The sequence below is a fragment of the Chryseobacterium sp. YIM B08800 genome, assembly GCF_026163565.1.
Taxonomy (GTDB): Bacteria; Bacteroidota; Bacteroidia; order Flavobacteriales; family Weeksellaceae; genus Chryseobacterium.
Genome location: NZ_JAPDKN010000054.1, coordinates 20,698 through 35,467 on the forward strand (window position 1 = coordinate 20,698; position 14,770 = coordinate 35,467).

Here is a 14,770-nt window from a genome sequence, read left to right on the forward strand (position 1 = left end):
ATAAAAATGAATCTCAACGATTTACAGAACATAAGCAACCAGTTTAAAAATTCGCAGAAAATGCCTGTTCTTTTTCTTGGCCATGGCTCTCCGATGAATGCCATTGAAGAAAATCAATTTGTTCAGGGTTTTAGAAATGTGGCAAAAGAAATTCCGAAACCTAATGCAATTTTGTGTATTTCGGCACATTGGTTCACACGCGGAACAAAGGTTACGGCGATGGATATGCCCAAAACGATTCATGATTTTGGTGGTTTTCCGCAAGCTTTGTTTGATGTACAATATCCTGCTCCCGGAAATCCCGAATTGGCACATGAAGTTGCTGAAATTTTGAATCCAATCGTTGAAGAAGATCACAATTGGGGACTCGATCATGGAGCATGGTCTGTAATTAAACACATGTATCCGAATGCCGATATTCCGGTAATTCAGTTGAGTATTGATTATACAAAACCGCCACAATATCATTTTGATTTGTCTAAAAAATTAGAAAAACTGAGAGAAAAAGGTATTTTAATTATCGGCAGCGGAAATATTGTTCATAATCTAAGATTAATTGACTGGCGAAATATTGATACAGTTGGAGCGGGTTGGGACTGGGCAATTGAAGCTCGTGAAAAAACAAACAACTGGCTTCTGGATGGAAATTTTCAGAACCTTATTGATTATCAAAAGCAAGGAACTTCTCTGCAATACGCCATTCCTACACCCGATCATTATTTGCCACTGATCTATTCTTTAGGTTTAAAAAATAAGTCTGAAGATTTGGTTTTATTTAATGATGATTTAATCGGTGGTTCGCTGAGTATGACGAGCGTAAAAATCGGTTAAATTAAATTTCTTTCAGCCTCTTTTTTTATCACTATAAATTTAGTAATATTGTTTACCATGAAAAAAACAATATTACTTTTGATGATTATCTTACCGTTTTATCTTTCGATTGCTCAGGTAATCAAAGGTACTGTGGTGAATGATGCTGAAAAACCAATCGCCAATGTCAACATCTATTTAGATGGTATAAAAACGGGAACTATTTCCGGTTCAGACGGAAGTTTTATTCTTAATCTTCCCTCTAAAAATAATAACAGCTTAGTTTTCAAAAAAGATGATTATGAGACGTTTACTACCAATACATCTGAGGTTTTAAACAAAACATTGAAAGTTGTTTTAATTAAATCTAAAGAAATTGAAGAAGTGGTTATCATTCCGTTTACAGAAGCAGTGTATAAGAATTACATTCATTTCTTTTTAGATTCATTTATTGGATATGATAAAGAAAATGTAAAAATCAAGAATCAACGCTCGCTAAAATTTGCCTACGATAAAAGCAATAAAACTCTAAATGTAAAAGCTCCGCAAACTTTAATCATCGAAAACAAAAATTTAGGATATACTATTGAATATAATCTTATAGAATTTTCTGCAAATTTTGATGAAAAAAACAACCCGATTTGTTGGCACCAGCTTCTTCAAAGAAACAAAAAGCAGCGATAAAGTAAAGCTTAATCGAATGAATGCTTACGACGGCAGTCAGGTTCATTTTTTCAGAAGTGTTTTTGCAAATAAAGTTGCTGATGAAGGATTCATTGTGAATCAGATTACCAAGTTTCCGAACTCAAAATATCCGACTGAAGAAGAATTACAACGACTCAAGGATTTTGCTGAAATGTTTAAATCTAAAGGCACAATGAATGTTCCGGATGATATTTTAGATATCGGTAATCGAAAAAGAAACGAGCAACCTTATAAAATTGCTATTACAAAAACTCAGATTTCTGAAACTGATTACACTAAAAAAACAGACAATAAATTATATCTGGATTATGATCACATGATGCAGATTAATTTTAAAAAGTATTTTTATGAGTTGAAAAAAGGACAGTTTGTAAAAGCTACAATCCCAATTATACAGACCTCTTTTCTTCATCCCGAAAACGATACTTTTGAAATTTACCCCAACGGAAATACTTCAAACCCAGGAATGCTGACCAATCAGGGAGAGTTTACCAAAAATAAAATTGAATTTCTTTTGCCTTTAGATTATGAATTAGGAGACTAATTATTGAATCGCTAAAATGATTGCACAAAAAAAAATCGGAAGATAAATCCTCCGATTCTAATATGTAATTGCTTCAATTAGATTCTTGTAATTGCAACAACATGTGGTACGCCTTCAATTGGGCTGTAAATTTCTACAATTGCATCCCAAACAACTTCTGAAGGTGGTATAGATGCTGTACACTTGAAACGGTAATTAGTTCCGTTAACTAATTGTGTAGATACAAGTTGCGGAGTGTATTTTACTCCTACAAATCCTCTCATTGCTTCGTCAAATACTTTTTGATCTTCTGGTGTAAGAGCGTGATAAGCTGTCCAACCTCCTACTAATGATTCTTGTGCTGTTGTCATGATTAATATTTTGATTTTTCCTACTCTTGTGGCTTTTCGGATTGCGCCCCGTTTTTTTTGGTTTCTGGTCTCCAAGGTTAAAGTTTTTTATACAGATTGTTTTTTAAACTTCTCTGTATTTGTTTGTGATCACATGACAAAGCTACTACAGATAAAATATATTTAATAGCGTATAAATACGTATTTTTCATTTTAAGTATAACTACCAAATCATTACTTTTAAGCAATATTCAATAAACATATATTATTATATTAATTATTTCAATAAAAATAAAACACATTCAATATCATATTAAAAACAACAATATTATTCTTTTTAAGCTAATTAAAACTGCAATTATCAAGATGAAATCACAAAAAAATCGGAAGAATTGATCTTCCGATTCTATTTATAAATAAAAAGTTTATTAGTTTCTAATTTTTCTAAAAACGGTAAAATCTATTGTACAGCTTGTAAAACATTAATATTTCCATATCCGTAATCTGCATTTTTGGTTGGATAATAGGTTGCAGACTGTCTCATTTTATTTAAAACCTGATCTCTTGTCCATGACGGATTTTTAGACCAAACCAAAGCTGCGATCCCTGCAGTGGAAGCAGTTGCTACAGAAGAGCCACCCACATAATCGGTTTGCCCATTATAATAACTTAAAACCGGAATATTATTTCCGGAAGCTCTTTCCATTTGATAGGTAAAATCTATTTCACTTCCAGAGTGGCAAACATCACACTTCTGATTCGAAGTATTTTCTTTCACTCCCGTTATCGCCTGAGTTTCCGGCATCCAAGCGGGGAAAATTACACCGACAAATGTTGTAAAACTCGTAGAAGTTCCGCCTGCACAGAAAATCAGTTTCCCTTTAGAATAAGCATATTTTACACCATCTTCAATTTTTCCGACTGAAAAAATATGTCCCATCGACATTGAAATTATTTTTACACTTGCTGTATTTCCAAGATTGGTAAAGGCAATTTTCACTCCTTCTTGTTCGTGATAACCATCCAAAACAACATTGGAAGCTGCACGATAAGAAATTAAATTGGCATTATACGCAACACCCACCGGTTGTCCCTGATTATTTCTCGGAGCCGCCATTGCAGAAGCCATACTCGTTCCGTGACCGCATTTATCATCCGCTCCGTCGTAACCGGAACTCCACGGCCAAACAGAATCTACATACACTCCATTTTTACTAATTGTTCTTCCCGAAGACGAGCCATTATTAAAACTGCCACTCAACAAACTTTGATTAAAAGAAACTCCTGAATCGATCAATCCGATGGTAACTCCCGCTCCTGTGCTGTAATTCCATGCGCTGGTAATATTATGTTTTGCGAATGACCAAGGTGCTTTTGCGTTGGGAGTTACGGTAGTGTAATCTGAAGCACTTAAAGCAGTTGATTCCAACCCACAACCAGAAGAACTTCCACTTGATTTAGCTGTAGCTCCATTGATTTTATTTTCATTTTCAAAATAACGGTAATCTCCAGGCTCGAAATAGCGGATTGATTTTAATTTTCGCAAAGCAATCACTGTTTCCTGCTTTTCGATATAAACATCGATTTGATTTAGAAATTCGTCAGAAGCTAGTAAAACTCTCTCGTTTTTCCCTTCATATTGTTGAATGACATCTAAAATTTCCTGTTGCAGAGCTTCAGAATTAGAAGATTTACTTCTATCGAAATCATCTTTTGAATTCCCGAAACCGATGGAAGCTATTTTATTTCCCTGAACAATTCCGCTCCACAAAAAGTGTGATGAAGCTTCATTCCATGAAAACCTGCCTTTCGTTTTGGTGGTTTGGTTGATCTCCTCGTTGATTTGTCTTGCACTTAGCGGATCTGTCTGTACAATTTCTGCTTCAATAGCATTGGTTTGCATCTCTTCTGTGGAACAAGAGCTCAATGCAAAAACTGCGAGTACATAAAATACACATTTTTTCATAGCTAAATATTTTAAATTTGGTACTCCAAGATATTAATTTCTAATGATATACAAATATTAAAAATTTTATTTCTGAAGAAAATACTATGCTATAAATATTTAATATTAATCCCAATTACAGATTTTTCTCATGCTATTTTTTGATGTAAAACATGAGATTAGCAATATTACATTTAAGCATATTAATTCTATTAAATGTTAAAAACCGCTTCCTTAAAGTTATTCTCAAAATGCTACAGTTATCTGAACTTGTTTTCGTAAATTTGTGTTTGAAATTTTTTACTAGATGAAAGAAAGTGCTGTAAAAAAAATTGCAGTTCTTACTTCGGGAGGAGATTCTCCGGGTATGAACGCAGCATTAAGAGCGGTGGTAAGAACCGCAAACTATTATAATATCGAATGTTACGGAGTAAGAGAAGGCTACAATGGTCTTATTCACGATGATTTCCTGAAAATGGGAGCTCGTTCTGTAAAAAATATAATCAATCAGGGTGGTACGATTCTTAAATCTGCCCGTTCAGTAGAATTCAGAACCAAAGAAGGTCGTCAACAAGCGTATGAAAACTGCCAAAAATTAGGAATTGACGGTTTAGTTTGTATTGGCGGAGACGGAACTTTCACCGGAGCAAAGATCTTTAATGAAGAATTCGGGATCAGAGTAATTGGTGTACCGGGAACGATCGACAACGATATTTTCGGGACAGATAATACGATTGGTTACGACACTGCCTTAAATACCGCAATGGACGCTATCGATAAGATCCGTGATACGGCAACTTCTCACAACAGAGTTTTCTTTGTTGAGGTAATGGGTCGTGATGCAGGATTTATCGCTTTAAACAGTGGTTTAGCAACCGGAGCTTTAGATATTTTGATTCCTGAAAGAAAAGACAGCATTGAAGATTTATTTGGAAAATTCAGAAATGCTGAAAAAACAGGAAAAGCTTCAAGCATCGTCGTAGTTGCGGAAGGTGAAAAGCTCGCAAATGTTTATGAATTAGCAGAAAAAACAAAATCAGAATTTCCTGATTACGACATCCGAGTAGCTGTTTTAGGACATATGCAAAGAGGAGGTTCGCCAAGTTGCGCAGACCGAGTTTTGGCAAGCAGACTTGGTTACGGTGCCGTTGTAGGATTAATGAATGGAGAAACCAATGTAATGGCAGGAATGCGTTCTAATGATTTAACGTACACTCCGATTGAAGAAGCCATTAAAAAACATAATGAAATCAATAAAGACCTTTTATTAATTTCAGAAATTTTAGCAATCTAATCTATTTAATATAATTTTTAAAAAAGTAAAACACTATGTCAACAATTAAAGTAGGTATTAACGGTTTTGGTAGAATCGGTCGTCTTGTTTTCAGAGCAATGACAGAAAGAAGCAACATCGAAGTTGTAGGAATCAACGATCTTATCAATGCGGAATACATGGCTTACATGTTAAAATACGATTCTGTACACGGAGTTTTCCCAGGTGAAGTTTCTGTAGAAGGAAATGACCTTGTGGTAAACGGTAAAAAAATCAGAGTAACTGCAGAAAAAGACCCAAGCAACCTTAAGTGGGATGCAATTGGTGCTGATTATGTAGTAGAATCTACTGGTTTATTCCTTGATAAAGAAAGTGCTGCAAAACATATTGCTGCAGGTGCTAAGAAAGTAATTCTTTCTGCTCCTTCTAAAGATGATACACCAATGTTTGTAATGGGTGTAAACCACACTGAGCTTACAGACGATGTAAAGATCTTCTCGAATGCTTCTTGTACTACAAACTGTTTAGCTCCTTTGGCTAAAGTAATTCACGATAATTTCGGAATTGTAGAAGGTTTAATGACAACTGTACACGCTACAACGGCTACTCAAAAAACTGTTGACGGTCCTTCAATGAAAGACTGGAGAGGTGGTAGAGCTGCTCTAAACAACATTATCCCTTCTTCTACAGGTGCTGCAAAAGCAGTAGGAAAAGTAATCCCTTCATTGAACGGAAAATTAACAGGGATGTCTTTCAGAGTACCAACTGTTGACGTTTCTGTAGTAGATTTAACAGTGAGAATTGAAAAAGGTGCTTCTTACGAAGAGATCTGTGCAGTAATCAAAGCAGCTTCTGAAGGTGAATTGAAAGGTATTTTAGGATACACTGAAGATGCTGTAGTTTCTCAGGATTTCGTAGGAGATAAGAGAACTTCAATCTTTGATAAAGATGCTGGTATCATGCTTTCTCCAAACTTTGTAAAGCTTGTTTCTTGGTATGACAACGAAATGGGTTACTCGAACAAATTGGTTGATATGTTAGTTCATTCTTCTTCTTTGTAATTGATACATTTCAAATTTATATAAAAAAACCTTCCGGATGGAAGGTTTTTTTGTTTAAACTAAAATCTCAAATTTATCTTGCAGGTTCTTGTTTTTTAACTTTTCCAAAGTTATATGTAATCCCAAAAAAATGGCCAAAAGAAAATTTATTATTTGTAGCAACAGTTCCCTCTGTACCTAAGTCGTAAGAGATTTCTCCATTAGTTTTAAACTGATCCGAAATTCGTGATACCGCACCCATTGTAAGACCTCCGTGCAAAACAAGACGTTCTTCTTTTCCTAAAATCAAACCAAAACCTGTTAATATTTGAAACTTTTGATTTGTAGTAAATAAAGCTCCAATACTCAAAGCCGGACGCACCCAAGAGCCACCTCTTAAAGATAGGTTAATCATTGAACCAAATCCGAAATCATAATCACCTTTTTCTTTGGTATAAATAAATTTGTTGTTTCCTGTATCGTCTTTCGTTTCATATTCTTTATCCATTAATGAGGTAAGAAAAACACCTCCGCTTATATCAATTTTCAAACCTCCTTTTACCCATACGTTAAAAACATACTTATCAGGAATTGGGTTTGCAACAGACCTATCATAACGTTCTAAAGTAACTTCCACAACGTCGATATTTTTACCATTAATATCTACAGGCAACAGATAATTGTATAATTTTAGCTGATACATTTTCAAAATCTCATTTTTTATTTTTACAGATACAGAATCTATAGGTTTTAGCTTTTTACTAAAGTATTCGGATGTCTGTGGAAAGTTTTCCGCTTCGTTACCTATATTTTGCGATGCAGATAAAAGATTGATGTAAGAATTATTAAAAGTTTTTCGTATAGAATCAAATTTGTTTTTGTCTAAAAAATCCTCCGCTGAAATTTTAACAATATAACTATCAATATCTACTTTTAAATCATTAAAAGATTTTTCTAAAACTTTCGTTGCATTTTTAATATTGGCTTTGTCTTCATCATTATTGGCTGCTTTTTTTCCTTGAATAAAATTTGTTGAAAATTCAGACATAGAATTATGTTCTTGAAATATCGAATCGTTTTTCTTTTCCGAATTTTGAGTCATTGCATTTTTAATTGGAACTACTTTTCCGATACTATCTAAAGGATTATAACCTTGTCCTTCATATAAATCTACAAATCTGTGATTGATCACATATTTATACTTATATGGGTTGGCATTTTTTAGGTCGAATGATAATAGCTGATTTGTTTTTATAACCAGCTTATTGCTAGAATCTGTAGCAGTTAAAGCATTTTTGGAAGGTTTTCCTAAATCTAATTCGAAAACTTTCGTTTCGATTTGCGCAGATACCATTCCCACCCATCCGAATAGAAACAGCAATAAAATTTTTGTTCTCATGATTAAATTAGTTTTTATGGTTAGTTTTATAAAAAGCGAAAAAGCAACTACCAAAATATTGGCAGCCGAGTTTTCAGGTATTAGTTTACACAAATATCTGTAATTTTTTAAAGCAAAAAATGATTTTATAGAATAATTTTTTTTAAGAATTATTAACAAAAATTAAGAAAAGATTAATTAATCCAAGGTTAAGCTTTTCAGCGACCAAACTCCGCCGTTAAAGATATTCAGATCTATTTTAGAATTGATTCCGTACACAATTCCGTTTTCTGTGAACTGCCAGAAATCCCATTGATCTTCAGGTGAAGGTTCGGGAACATCATTGTAATTAGCAAGCCAGATCGGGTAACCTTCAAACTCACCTCTAAGAAAATCTTTGTAATAATGATAATACGTGTAAATAATAGGTTTTTCACCGTAGGTTTCTTCTACAATTTTGCACCAGACTTTTAAATCTTCAATTAGTTTTTCTTTCGACTTACTTTTTGGAATCTTTTCAATATCTAAAACCGGTGGCAAATCGCCACTTTCAAGCTTTACATTATCCAAAAAATTATTAGCCTGGATTACCGGATCTTCATCAGCTCGGTAAAAATGATATGCTCCACGGATTAGGTTATGCTCTTTTGCGGAAGACCAAAATTCATCAAAATTTTTATCGGCATTTCGATTTCCCATCGTTGCTCTCATCACCACAAATTCAAGCGGAATTGTTTTATTTCCGATGCTCAGACTATCCCATTTTATATCTTCTTTATTTTGGTAATGAGAAATGTCAAAACCATACGTTTTATCAAGATTATTTGAAATAATCTTCTGAATTCTTAGAGTTTCAGATTCGCTGTTTTTTAGCTTCTTATGAGAGAATTTATTAAAATATAAAGCATAATAGTAACTGATTGATTGCTTTAGATATAAACCCGTTCCGATAAGTGCAATCACCAAGATGAGCAATACAATTTTACGACGCAAAAAATAATTCTGTCGTCTTGTTTTATGGATGCTTTTGGCAGTTTTTTTGGTGTACTTTTTAGGGCTCATAAAGTTTTGCAAAACTAACTTTTTAGGCCTTAAAAATACTAAATAAAATAAGTAAATTTGTGTATTATGGAAACACGCGAAAAGGTTATCATCATTGGAGGAGGTTTTGCGGGATTGCAGCTTGCAAAAACGCTGAACAATAAAAATAAAAAGGTAATTGTTCTCGACAGAGTAAATCACCATATGTTTCAGCCACTTTTTTATCAGGTTGCATGCGGACGAATCGAGCCTTCCAATATCTCTTTTCCTTTCAGAAAAATCTTTCAGCAATCCAGAAATACACAGTTTCGTTTAACCGATGTAAAATCTATTGATCCGGCCAATAATAAGGTCATTACAGACGAAGCAGAATTCACTTACGACAAATTAATTATCGCCACTGGTTGTAAAACCAATTTCTTTGGTAATAAAGACCTCGAAAGTAAAGCTTTCGGAATGAAAAATACTCAGGAAGCCATTAGCATCAGAAATCATGTTTTATTGACTTTCGAAAAACTGATTCTTGAAAAAAGCCGAAGCGACGACGGAAACTGGAATATCGTTATCGTAGGAAGTGGCCCGACAGGAGTAGAATTAGCCGGAGCATTTTCAGAAATGAAAAAAGAAATTCTTCCGCGAGATTATCCTTATATGAATTTTGATCAGCTTCAAATAATTCTCGTAAGTTCTACTGAAAAGCCACTTGCCGTAATGAGTCCTGAAGCTCAGGAAAAATCTGAAAAATATTTAAAAGAATTAGGCGTAAATTTTCTGAGCGGTGAGATCGTAACCGACTATGACGGAAATAAAGTCTACATGAAAAGCGGCAAAGAAATTCCATCAAATAATGTGATCTGGGCTGCAGGAGTTATAGGAAATGTCATTGACGGCTTTCCTTCCGAAAATTTAGTACGAAACCGATATATCGTTGATCGTTTCAATAAAGTAAAAGGCTACGACAACATTTATGCAGTGGGAGACATTGCCTACATGGAAACTCCGAAATATCCGCAAGGTCATCCTCAAGTTGCAAATGTTGCCATTAATCAGGCAAAAAATTTAGGCAAAAACTTTCTGAAGAAAAATAAAAATGAATGGGTTGAATATGAGTATAAAGATCAAGGTTCATTAGCAACCATCGGAAAACACAGAGCCGTTGTAGATTTACCATTTATAAAATTTCAGGGATTTTTAGCCTGGTATTTTTGGATGTTCTTACATTTAATGCTTATTTTGAGCGTCCGAAATAAACTGGCGATATTTTTTAACTGGATGTGGAGCTATTTTAATAAAGATTCTTCCTTACGTCTGATTATTTCGCCATCTCAAAAAAATAATACGCAGCAATGAGAATTGACATTATAAGCGTGCTTCCAGAATTAATGGAAAGTCCGTTTCAAACTTCTATTTTGAAAAGAGCAGTTGATAAAGGTATTGTAGAAGTACATTTTCATCAGTTGAGAGACTGGTCAATCAACAAACACCGCCAGATTGACGACGAGCCTTACGGTGGCGGCGCAGGAATGGTAATGATGATTGAACCTTTAGATAAATGTATTTCTGAGCTTAAATCTCAAAGAGAATATGATGAAATCATTTATTTAACGCCCGATGGAGAAACTTTAAATCAAAAAATCGCCAATACTTTATCAATTAAAAACAATCTGATCTTTTTATGCGGTCACTACAAAGGAATCGATCAGCGCGTAAGAGATCTGCATATTACCAAAGAAATATCAATCGGAGATTTTGTTTTGACGGGTGGTGAATTGGCTGCTTGTGTTTTAGCAGACTCTATCATTCGTCTTGTTCCGGGAGTTTTGAATGATGAACAAAGTGCTTTAACAGACAGTTTTCAGGATGATTTGCTTTCTCCTCCCATTTATACAAGACCTGAATCTTATAAAGGATTGGAAGTTCCAAAAATACTTTTAAGTGGAAATTTTGCTAAAATAGAAGAATGGAGGCACGAACAAGCTGTAAAAATCACGACAGAAAGGCGCCCCGACCTTTTAGAATAAGTAAAAAAACTTATGTAAGAAATAGTTTTTACTGAAAATTTTACATTTTAAATCACTTTCAATACATTTTTTATACCATTTATATCACATTTAAATGGATTATTTTTTATTGAATCATACATGGGTATGTTTGAAATTTATATTGTAAATTTGCCCATTATTTATCATTGTAATAACATATTAAGATTTTATAAATTAATTTGATTCGAGAATTTTTCAACAATCAAAATTTTGATATATTTAATGATAGGTTTGATTTAAAATTATGTCACAATTTAGAAAAATATGTTGATGGAGCTTTTTGCTTTTTACAATGTTGAAAATTTATTTTTGCCTGATCCGCCGCAGATTCATAAACTCGATCCTACAAGATCAGGGTTAAGAAACTGGGACGACAGAAAGTACAGAACTAAGCTTTCAAAAATTGCGCATGTTTTTCGTTTAATGAAGGAAGAAAACGGAGTTTTACCTGCCCTTATTGGTCTTTGTGAAGTTTCCGGAAAAAAAGTAGTAGAAGATCTGGTAAAACTTGATCCTTTTAGCTCACAGTATGGAATTGTACACTATAATTCTCTGGATGAGCGCAAAGTAGACGTTGCTCTTTTATATGACAAATCTAAAGTTGAAATCATAGATTCTGAAGCCATCACTTTCTTTTTTGAAATCATAGACAACAAACCCGATAATTATGACACGACAAGGGATGTACTCTTTGCAAAAGTAAAATTCAAAGAGGAAATAATGAATGTTTTTGTAGCTCACCTTCCTTCGAAGAGAGAAAAAGACATTAATCAACCCAAAAGAAACTTTATTATGAATGAAATTCACAACAGGATTTTAAATATCATCAATAAAGATCAGGAACATGTCATTTTATGCGGAGATTTTAATCAAAACCCGGATGATGAAAATTTAATAAAAATTCTTTACGACAATACACATAACAAGGTTTTGCACAATCCTTTCCAAAAGCTATTTTCAACAAAGAAATATTCTACTTTTCATTACAAATCCGGACTACTTTTTGACCAGATCATGCTATCAGATTCTTTTTTTAAAGCTGATGCAAAACTATCTTTTCAGGAGGCAAAGGTTTTTAACCCTGAAAGTATGAGCACTAAAAATAAAGGTTTTGAAGGCAGACCTTTCAGAACGTATGCAGGAACAAGATATCTTGGTGGCTTTAGCGACCATTTTCCTGTTTTAGTAGCTTTAAAAAAAATTGAATTGAAGTAACAAAATATTAAAAATGAGAAACACAGAAGATAATACAAGCTATCAATTGGATCAGCTAGACAAAGAGATCATATATATGCTGATGGACAATTCTAAAAGTTCTTTAGCATATATTTCTAAACAAGTAGGGATATCTACCACTGCCGTACATCAAAGAATTAAAAAACTAGAAGTAGCGGGAGTTATAGAGAATTCTATCTCATTTTTGAATCCGAGAAAAATAGGATACAAAGTAGTTTCCTACATCGGAATGTTTCTTGACCAGCCAAGTCATTATCCGGATGTGGTAAAATCTTTGCAAGACGTAAACGAAGTAGTAGAAGCACATTATACTACAGGAAATTATACTATTTTTCTAAAAGTCTTATGCAAAGACAATGATCATTTAATGCTTATTTTAAGCAAACTTCAAAAACTTAAAGGCGTTACAAGAACCGAAACTTTCATATCTTTGGAACAAGGTATTTACAGACAACTGAAAGTATAATTATGATGAACATTGCTCAATATTTAGATTCAACTTATTTAAAAACTCCACAACAGTCAGGTATTTCCGAACAGGAAACGCTTCAGATTGTAAAAGATTTGGCTCAGGAAGCAATAGATCATCACATTTTTGCCGTAATGATTCGCCCTAATTATGTGGCTGAAATTAAAAGTTTTTTAAATGAAAAGAAAGCCAATGTAATTGTAGGGACGGTAATTGGTTTTCATGAAGGAACCTATTCTGTTGATGAAAAATTAGCTGAGGCAACCCAAGCAATTAATGACGGAGCAGATGAATTGGATTTTGTAATTAATTGCGAAGCTTATCTTAATGGGAATTTAGAGCTTGTAAAAGATGAGTTTTTAAGATGTACGCAACTATGCATTAAGCATCAAAAAATTATCAAGTGGATTATTGAAATTGCAGCTTTAACAGATGCACAAATTGCAGATCTTACCAAAAATATTTCAACTTGGGCAGAAGAAAATTTTGATGAAAAAGATTTAGAAAATATCTTCGTTAAATCTTCAACAGGTTTTTATCAGACAGAAAACGGAAAGCCAAACGGAGCAACCTTCGAAGGAATTAAAATAATGCTTGATAATGCGGGTAAACTTCCCGTAAAAGCTGCAGGTGGAGTAAGAACTCCCGAAGATGCAGAAAAGATGATTAAACTAGGCGTTAAAAGGATTGGAACATCTTCTGCACTGGCTCTTATAAAAAATGATTCTTCTTCAGAAGGAGGATATTAATTCAAACAAAACTTAAAAAAATAACAAAACCCATCAAAATCTGATGGGTTTTATATTTATGCTTGTTGAGCTTGATATTCTTCGTAAAACTCCTGAGTTTCATGAATCACGGCATCCATTTCTTCTAAAGTATATACTTCTAAGAATTTTCTTCTGAAATCTTTAAAATGTGGAATTCCACGGAAATAATTACTATAATGTTGTCTCATTTCAATTAATCCCAGCTTTTCACCTTTCCATTCAGCACTCCATTCTGCATGTTGACGAACGGCTAATAATCTGTCTGAAATAGTTGGAGCAGCCAAGTTTTCACCTGTTTTAAAGAAATGTTTTATTTCATTAAAAATCCAAGGATATCCAATTGCAGCACGACCAATCATTATTCCGTCGCACGCATATTTATTTTTATATTCTAAAGCTTTTTCGGGAGAATCTATATCTCCGTTACCGAAAATAGGAATTTCTATATTAGGATTTTGTTTAATTCTGGAAATATGTTCCCAATCAGCTTCACCTTTATACATTTGTCCACGCGTTCTCGCATGAATGGTTAAAGCCTTGATTCCGGTTTCCTGAAGACGTTCGGCAACTTCATCAATATTGATTGAATTGCTGTCCCATCCCAAACGTGTTTTCACCGTTACAGGAAGGCTTGTAGAATTTACTACAGCTTTTGTAAGGCGTACCATCATGTCAACATCCTTCAAAACACCGGCACCGGCACCCTTGCAAACGACTTTTTTTACAGGACATCCGAAATTGATATCTACCAAATCCGGATTTACAGTTTCCACAATTCTTGCAGACATCGCCATTGCCTCTTCATCACCACCAAAAATCTGAATTCCTACGGGTCTTTCATAATCGAAAATATCCAGTTTCTTTCTGCTCTTTATCGCGTCACGAATTAAACCTTCAGAAGAAATAAACTCCGAATACATCAAATCTGCTCCATGCAATTTGCACAAACGTCTGTATGGAGGGTCACTCACATCTTCCATCGGAGCCAACAAAAGCGGAAATTCCGGCAGTTCTATATTGCCAATTTTAATCATGGTGCAAATTTACGAATTTCTAAACTTTAAACAATTTAATAATATCTATTATGATGATTCTTAAATATATTTAATTTTTTTATCCAAAACTTAGAATAATATATTTCTTAGGAGCTTTTTCCGGCTATCCGCTATTACTCCTCACGCCTTGCTT

The 14,770-nt window shown here is 33.9% G+C and carries 15 protein-coding genes; 10 read left to right on the forward strand and 5 right to left on the reverse strand.

All coding sequences use genetic code 11. From position 1 onward, the window contains the following. The first annotated feature begins 6 nt into the window (after positions 1-6). The 3 genes from ygiD to OEW74_RS17215 are packed head-to-tail and all read left to right on the forward strand — an operon-like array spanning position 7 to position 2,059. Entirely contained in the window at positions 7-831 is an 825-nt protein-coding gene (ygiD, locus tag OEW74_RS17205) for a 4,5-DOPA dioxygenase extradiol (RefSeq protein WP_265429632.1), read from the forward strand. A gap of 57 nt (positions 832-888) precedes the next feature. After that, positions 889-1,494, forward strand: a complete 606-nt coding sequence (locus OEW74_RS17210; RefSeq protein ID WP_265429633.1) for a carboxypeptidase-like regulatory domain-containing protein — start codon at positions 889-891, stop codon at positions 1,492-1,494. Further along, the gene (locus OEW74_RS17215) at positions 1,433-2,059 is read left to right on the forward strand and encodes a hypothetical protein (protein WP_265429634.1); all 627 of its coding nucleotides are present in this window, start codon (positions 1,433-1,435) and stop codon (positions 2,057-2,059) included. Before OEW74_RS17210 ends, OEW74_RS17215 begins: the two co-directional genes overlap by 62 nt. A 77-nt stretch (positions 2,060-2,136) precedes the next feature. Here the strand turns inward: OEW74_RS17215 and OEW74_RS17220 are convergent, their stop codons facing one another. Both OEW74_RS17220 and OEW74_RS17225 read right to left on the reverse strand, forming a co-directional pair. Continuing rightward, positions 2,137-2,409 carry a hypothetical protein gene (locus tag OEW74_RS17220; RefSeq protein WP_265429635.1) on the reverse strand — a complete coding sequence of 91 codons (273 nt, stop codon included), beginning with the start codon at positions 2,407-2,409 and terminating at the stop codon, positions 2,137-2,139. Positions 2,410-2,848: 439 nt separating this feature from the next. Then, positions 2,849-4,354 (reverse strand): S8 family peptidase, encoded by a 1,506-nt coding sequence (locus tag OEW74_RS17225; protein ID WP_265429636.1) that lies wholly within the window; start codon positions 4,352-4,354, stop codon positions 2,849-2,851. Positions 4,355-4,640: 286 nt separating this feature from the next. On the opposite strand from OEW74_RS17225, the gene pfkA reads away from it, so the two are divergent. Together pfkA and gap are read left to right on the forward strand one after the other, a co-directional pair. Then, positions 4,641-5,627: a 6-phosphofructokinase gene (pfkA, locus tag OEW74_RS17230; RefSeq protein WP_265429637.1), complete on the forward strand. Its 987-nt coding sequence runs from the start codon at positions 4,641-4,643 to the stop codon at positions 5,625-5,627. A 35-nt stretch (positions 5,628-5,662) separates the two neighbouring features. After that, positions 5,663-6,667 carry a type I glyceraldehyde-3-phosphate dehydrogenase gene (gene gap / locus OEW74_RS17235; RefSeq protein WP_066679504.1) on the forward strand — a complete coding sequence of 335 codons (1,005 nt, stop codon included), beginning with the start codon at positions 5,663-5,665 and terminating at the stop codon, positions 6,665-6,667. A 73-nt stretch (positions 6,668-6,740) separates the two neighbouring features. Here gap and OEW74_RS17240 read toward each other — a convergent pair whose 3' ends face one another. Then, on the reverse strand, positions 6,741-8,045 hold the full coding sequence (locus OEW74_RS17240) for a hypothetical protein (RefSeq protein WP_265429638.1): 1,305 nt from the start codon (positions 8,043-8,045) through the stop codon (positions 6,741-6,743). Between the two features lie 177 nt (positions 8,046-8,222). Then, positions 8,223-9,086: a glycoside hydrolase family 25 protein gene (locus OEW74_RS17245; RefSeq protein WP_265429639.1), complete on the reverse strand. Its 864-nt coding sequence runs from the start codon at positions 9,084-9,086 to the stop codon at positions 8,223-8,225. A gap of 66 nt (positions 9,087-9,152) precedes the next feature. Here OEW74_RS17245 and OEW74_RS17250 point away from each other — a divergent pair, with 66 nt between their 5' ends. From OEW74_RS17250 to deoC, 5 genes are all read left to right on the forward strand, one after another. Then, positions 9,153-10,415, forward strand: a complete 1,263-nt coding sequence (locus OEW74_RS17250; protein WP_265429640.1) for an NAD(P)/FAD-dependent oxidoreductase — start codon at positions 9,153-9,155, stop codon at positions 10,413-10,415. Further along, positions 10,412-11,086, forward strand: coding sequence for a tRNA (guanosine(37)-N1)-methyltransferase TrmD (gene trmD, locus OEW74_RS17255; RefSeq protein WP_265429641.1), 675 nt, complete (start codon positions 10,412-10,414; stop codon positions 11,084-11,086). The genes OEW74_RS17250 and trmD overlap by 4 nt, the downstream gene beginning before the upstream one ends. 291 nt (positions 11,087-11,377) lie before the next feature. Further along, entirely contained in the window at positions 11,378-12,322 is a 945-nt protein-coding gene (locus OEW74_RS17260) for an endonuclease (protein WP_265429642.1), read from the forward strand. 13 nt (positions 12,323-12,335) lie between these two features. Next, a complete protein-coding gene (locus tag OEW74_RS17265) occupies positions 12,336-12,809 on the forward strand; it encodes an Lrp/AsnC ligand binding domain-containing protein (protein WP_265429643.1) in 474 nt (157 codons plus the stop codon). Between the two features lie 2 nt (positions 12,810-12,811). Further along, positions 12,812-13,561, forward strand: a complete 750-nt coding sequence (gene deoC / locus OEW74_RS17270) for a deoxyribose-phosphate aldolase (protein WP_265429644.1) — start codon at positions 12,812-12,814, stop codon at positions 13,559-13,561. A 56-nt stretch (positions 13,562-13,617) separates the two neighbouring features. On the opposite strand, the gene dusB is transcribed toward deoC, so the two are convergent. Next, a complete protein-coding gene (gene dusB, locus OEW74_RS17275; RefSeq protein WP_265429645.1) occupies positions 13,618-14,616 on the reverse strand; it encodes a tRNA dihydrouridine synthase DusB in 999 nt (332 codons plus the stop codon). Positions 14,617-14,770: the final 154 nt, after the last annotated feature.

Excerpts from the sequence above, each read along its gene's own strand:
- OEW74_RS17240 (WP_265429638.1), bottom strand. The coding sequence starts at position 8,045 with ATGAGAACAAAAATTTTATTGCTGTTTCTATTCGGATGGGTGGGAATG.
- ygiD (WP_265429632.1), top strand. The coding sequence starts at position 7 with ATGAATCTCAACGATTTACAGAACATAAGCAACCAGTTTAAAAATTCG.
- gap (WP_066679504.1), top strand. The coding sequence starts at position 5,663 with ATGTCAACAATTAAAGTAGGTATTAACGGTTTTGGTAGAATCGGTCGT.
- OEW74_RS17225 (WP_265429636.1), bottom strand. The coding sequence starts at position 4,354 with ATGAAAAAATGTGTATTTTATGTACTCGCAGTTTTTGCATTGAGCTCT.
- OEW74_RS17210 (WP_265429633.1), top strand. The coding sequence starts at position 889 with ATGAAAAAAACAATATTACTTTTGATGATTATCTTACCGTTTTATCTT.
- trmD (WP_265429641.1), top strand. The coding sequence starts at position 10,412 with ATGAGAATTGACATTATAAGCGTGCTTCCAGAATTAATGGAAAGTCCG.
- pfkA (WP_265429637.1), top strand. The coding sequence starts at position 4,641 with ATGAAAGAAAGTGCTGTAAAAAAAATTGCAGTTCTTACTTCGGGAGGA.
- OEW74_RS17265 (WP_265429643.1), top strand. The coding sequence starts at position 12,336 with ATGAGAAACACAGAAGATAATACAAGCTATCAATTGGATCAGCTAGAC.
- deoC (WP_265429644.1), top strand. The coding sequence starts at position 12,812 with ATGATGAACATTGCTCAATATTTAGATTCAACTTATTTAAAAACTCCA.
- OEW74_RS17260 (WP_265429642.1), top strand. The coding sequence starts at position 11,378 with ATGGAGCTTTTTGCTTTTTACAATGTTGAAAATTTATTTTTGCCTGAT.
- OEW74_RS17245 (WP_265429639.1), bottom strand. The coding sequence starts at position 9,086 with ATGAGCCCTAAAAAGTACACCAAAAAAACTGCCAAAAGCATCCATAAA.
- OEW74_RS17220 (WP_265429635.1), bottom strand. The coding sequence starts at position 2,409 with ATGACAACAGCACAAGAATCATTAGTAGGAGGTTGGACAGCTTATCAC.
- OEW74_RS17250 (WP_265429640.1), top strand. The coding sequence starts at position 9,153 with ATGGAAACACGCGAAAAGGTTATCATCATTGGAGGAGGTTTTGCGGGA.
- dusB (WP_265429645.1), bottom strand. The coding sequence starts at position 14,616 with ATGATTAAAATTGGCAATATAGAACTGCCGGAATTTCCGCTTTTGTTG.
- OEW74_RS17215 (WP_265429634.1), top strand. The coding sequence starts at position 1,433 with ATGAAAAAAACAACCCGATTTGTTGGCACCAGCTTCTTCAAAGAAACA.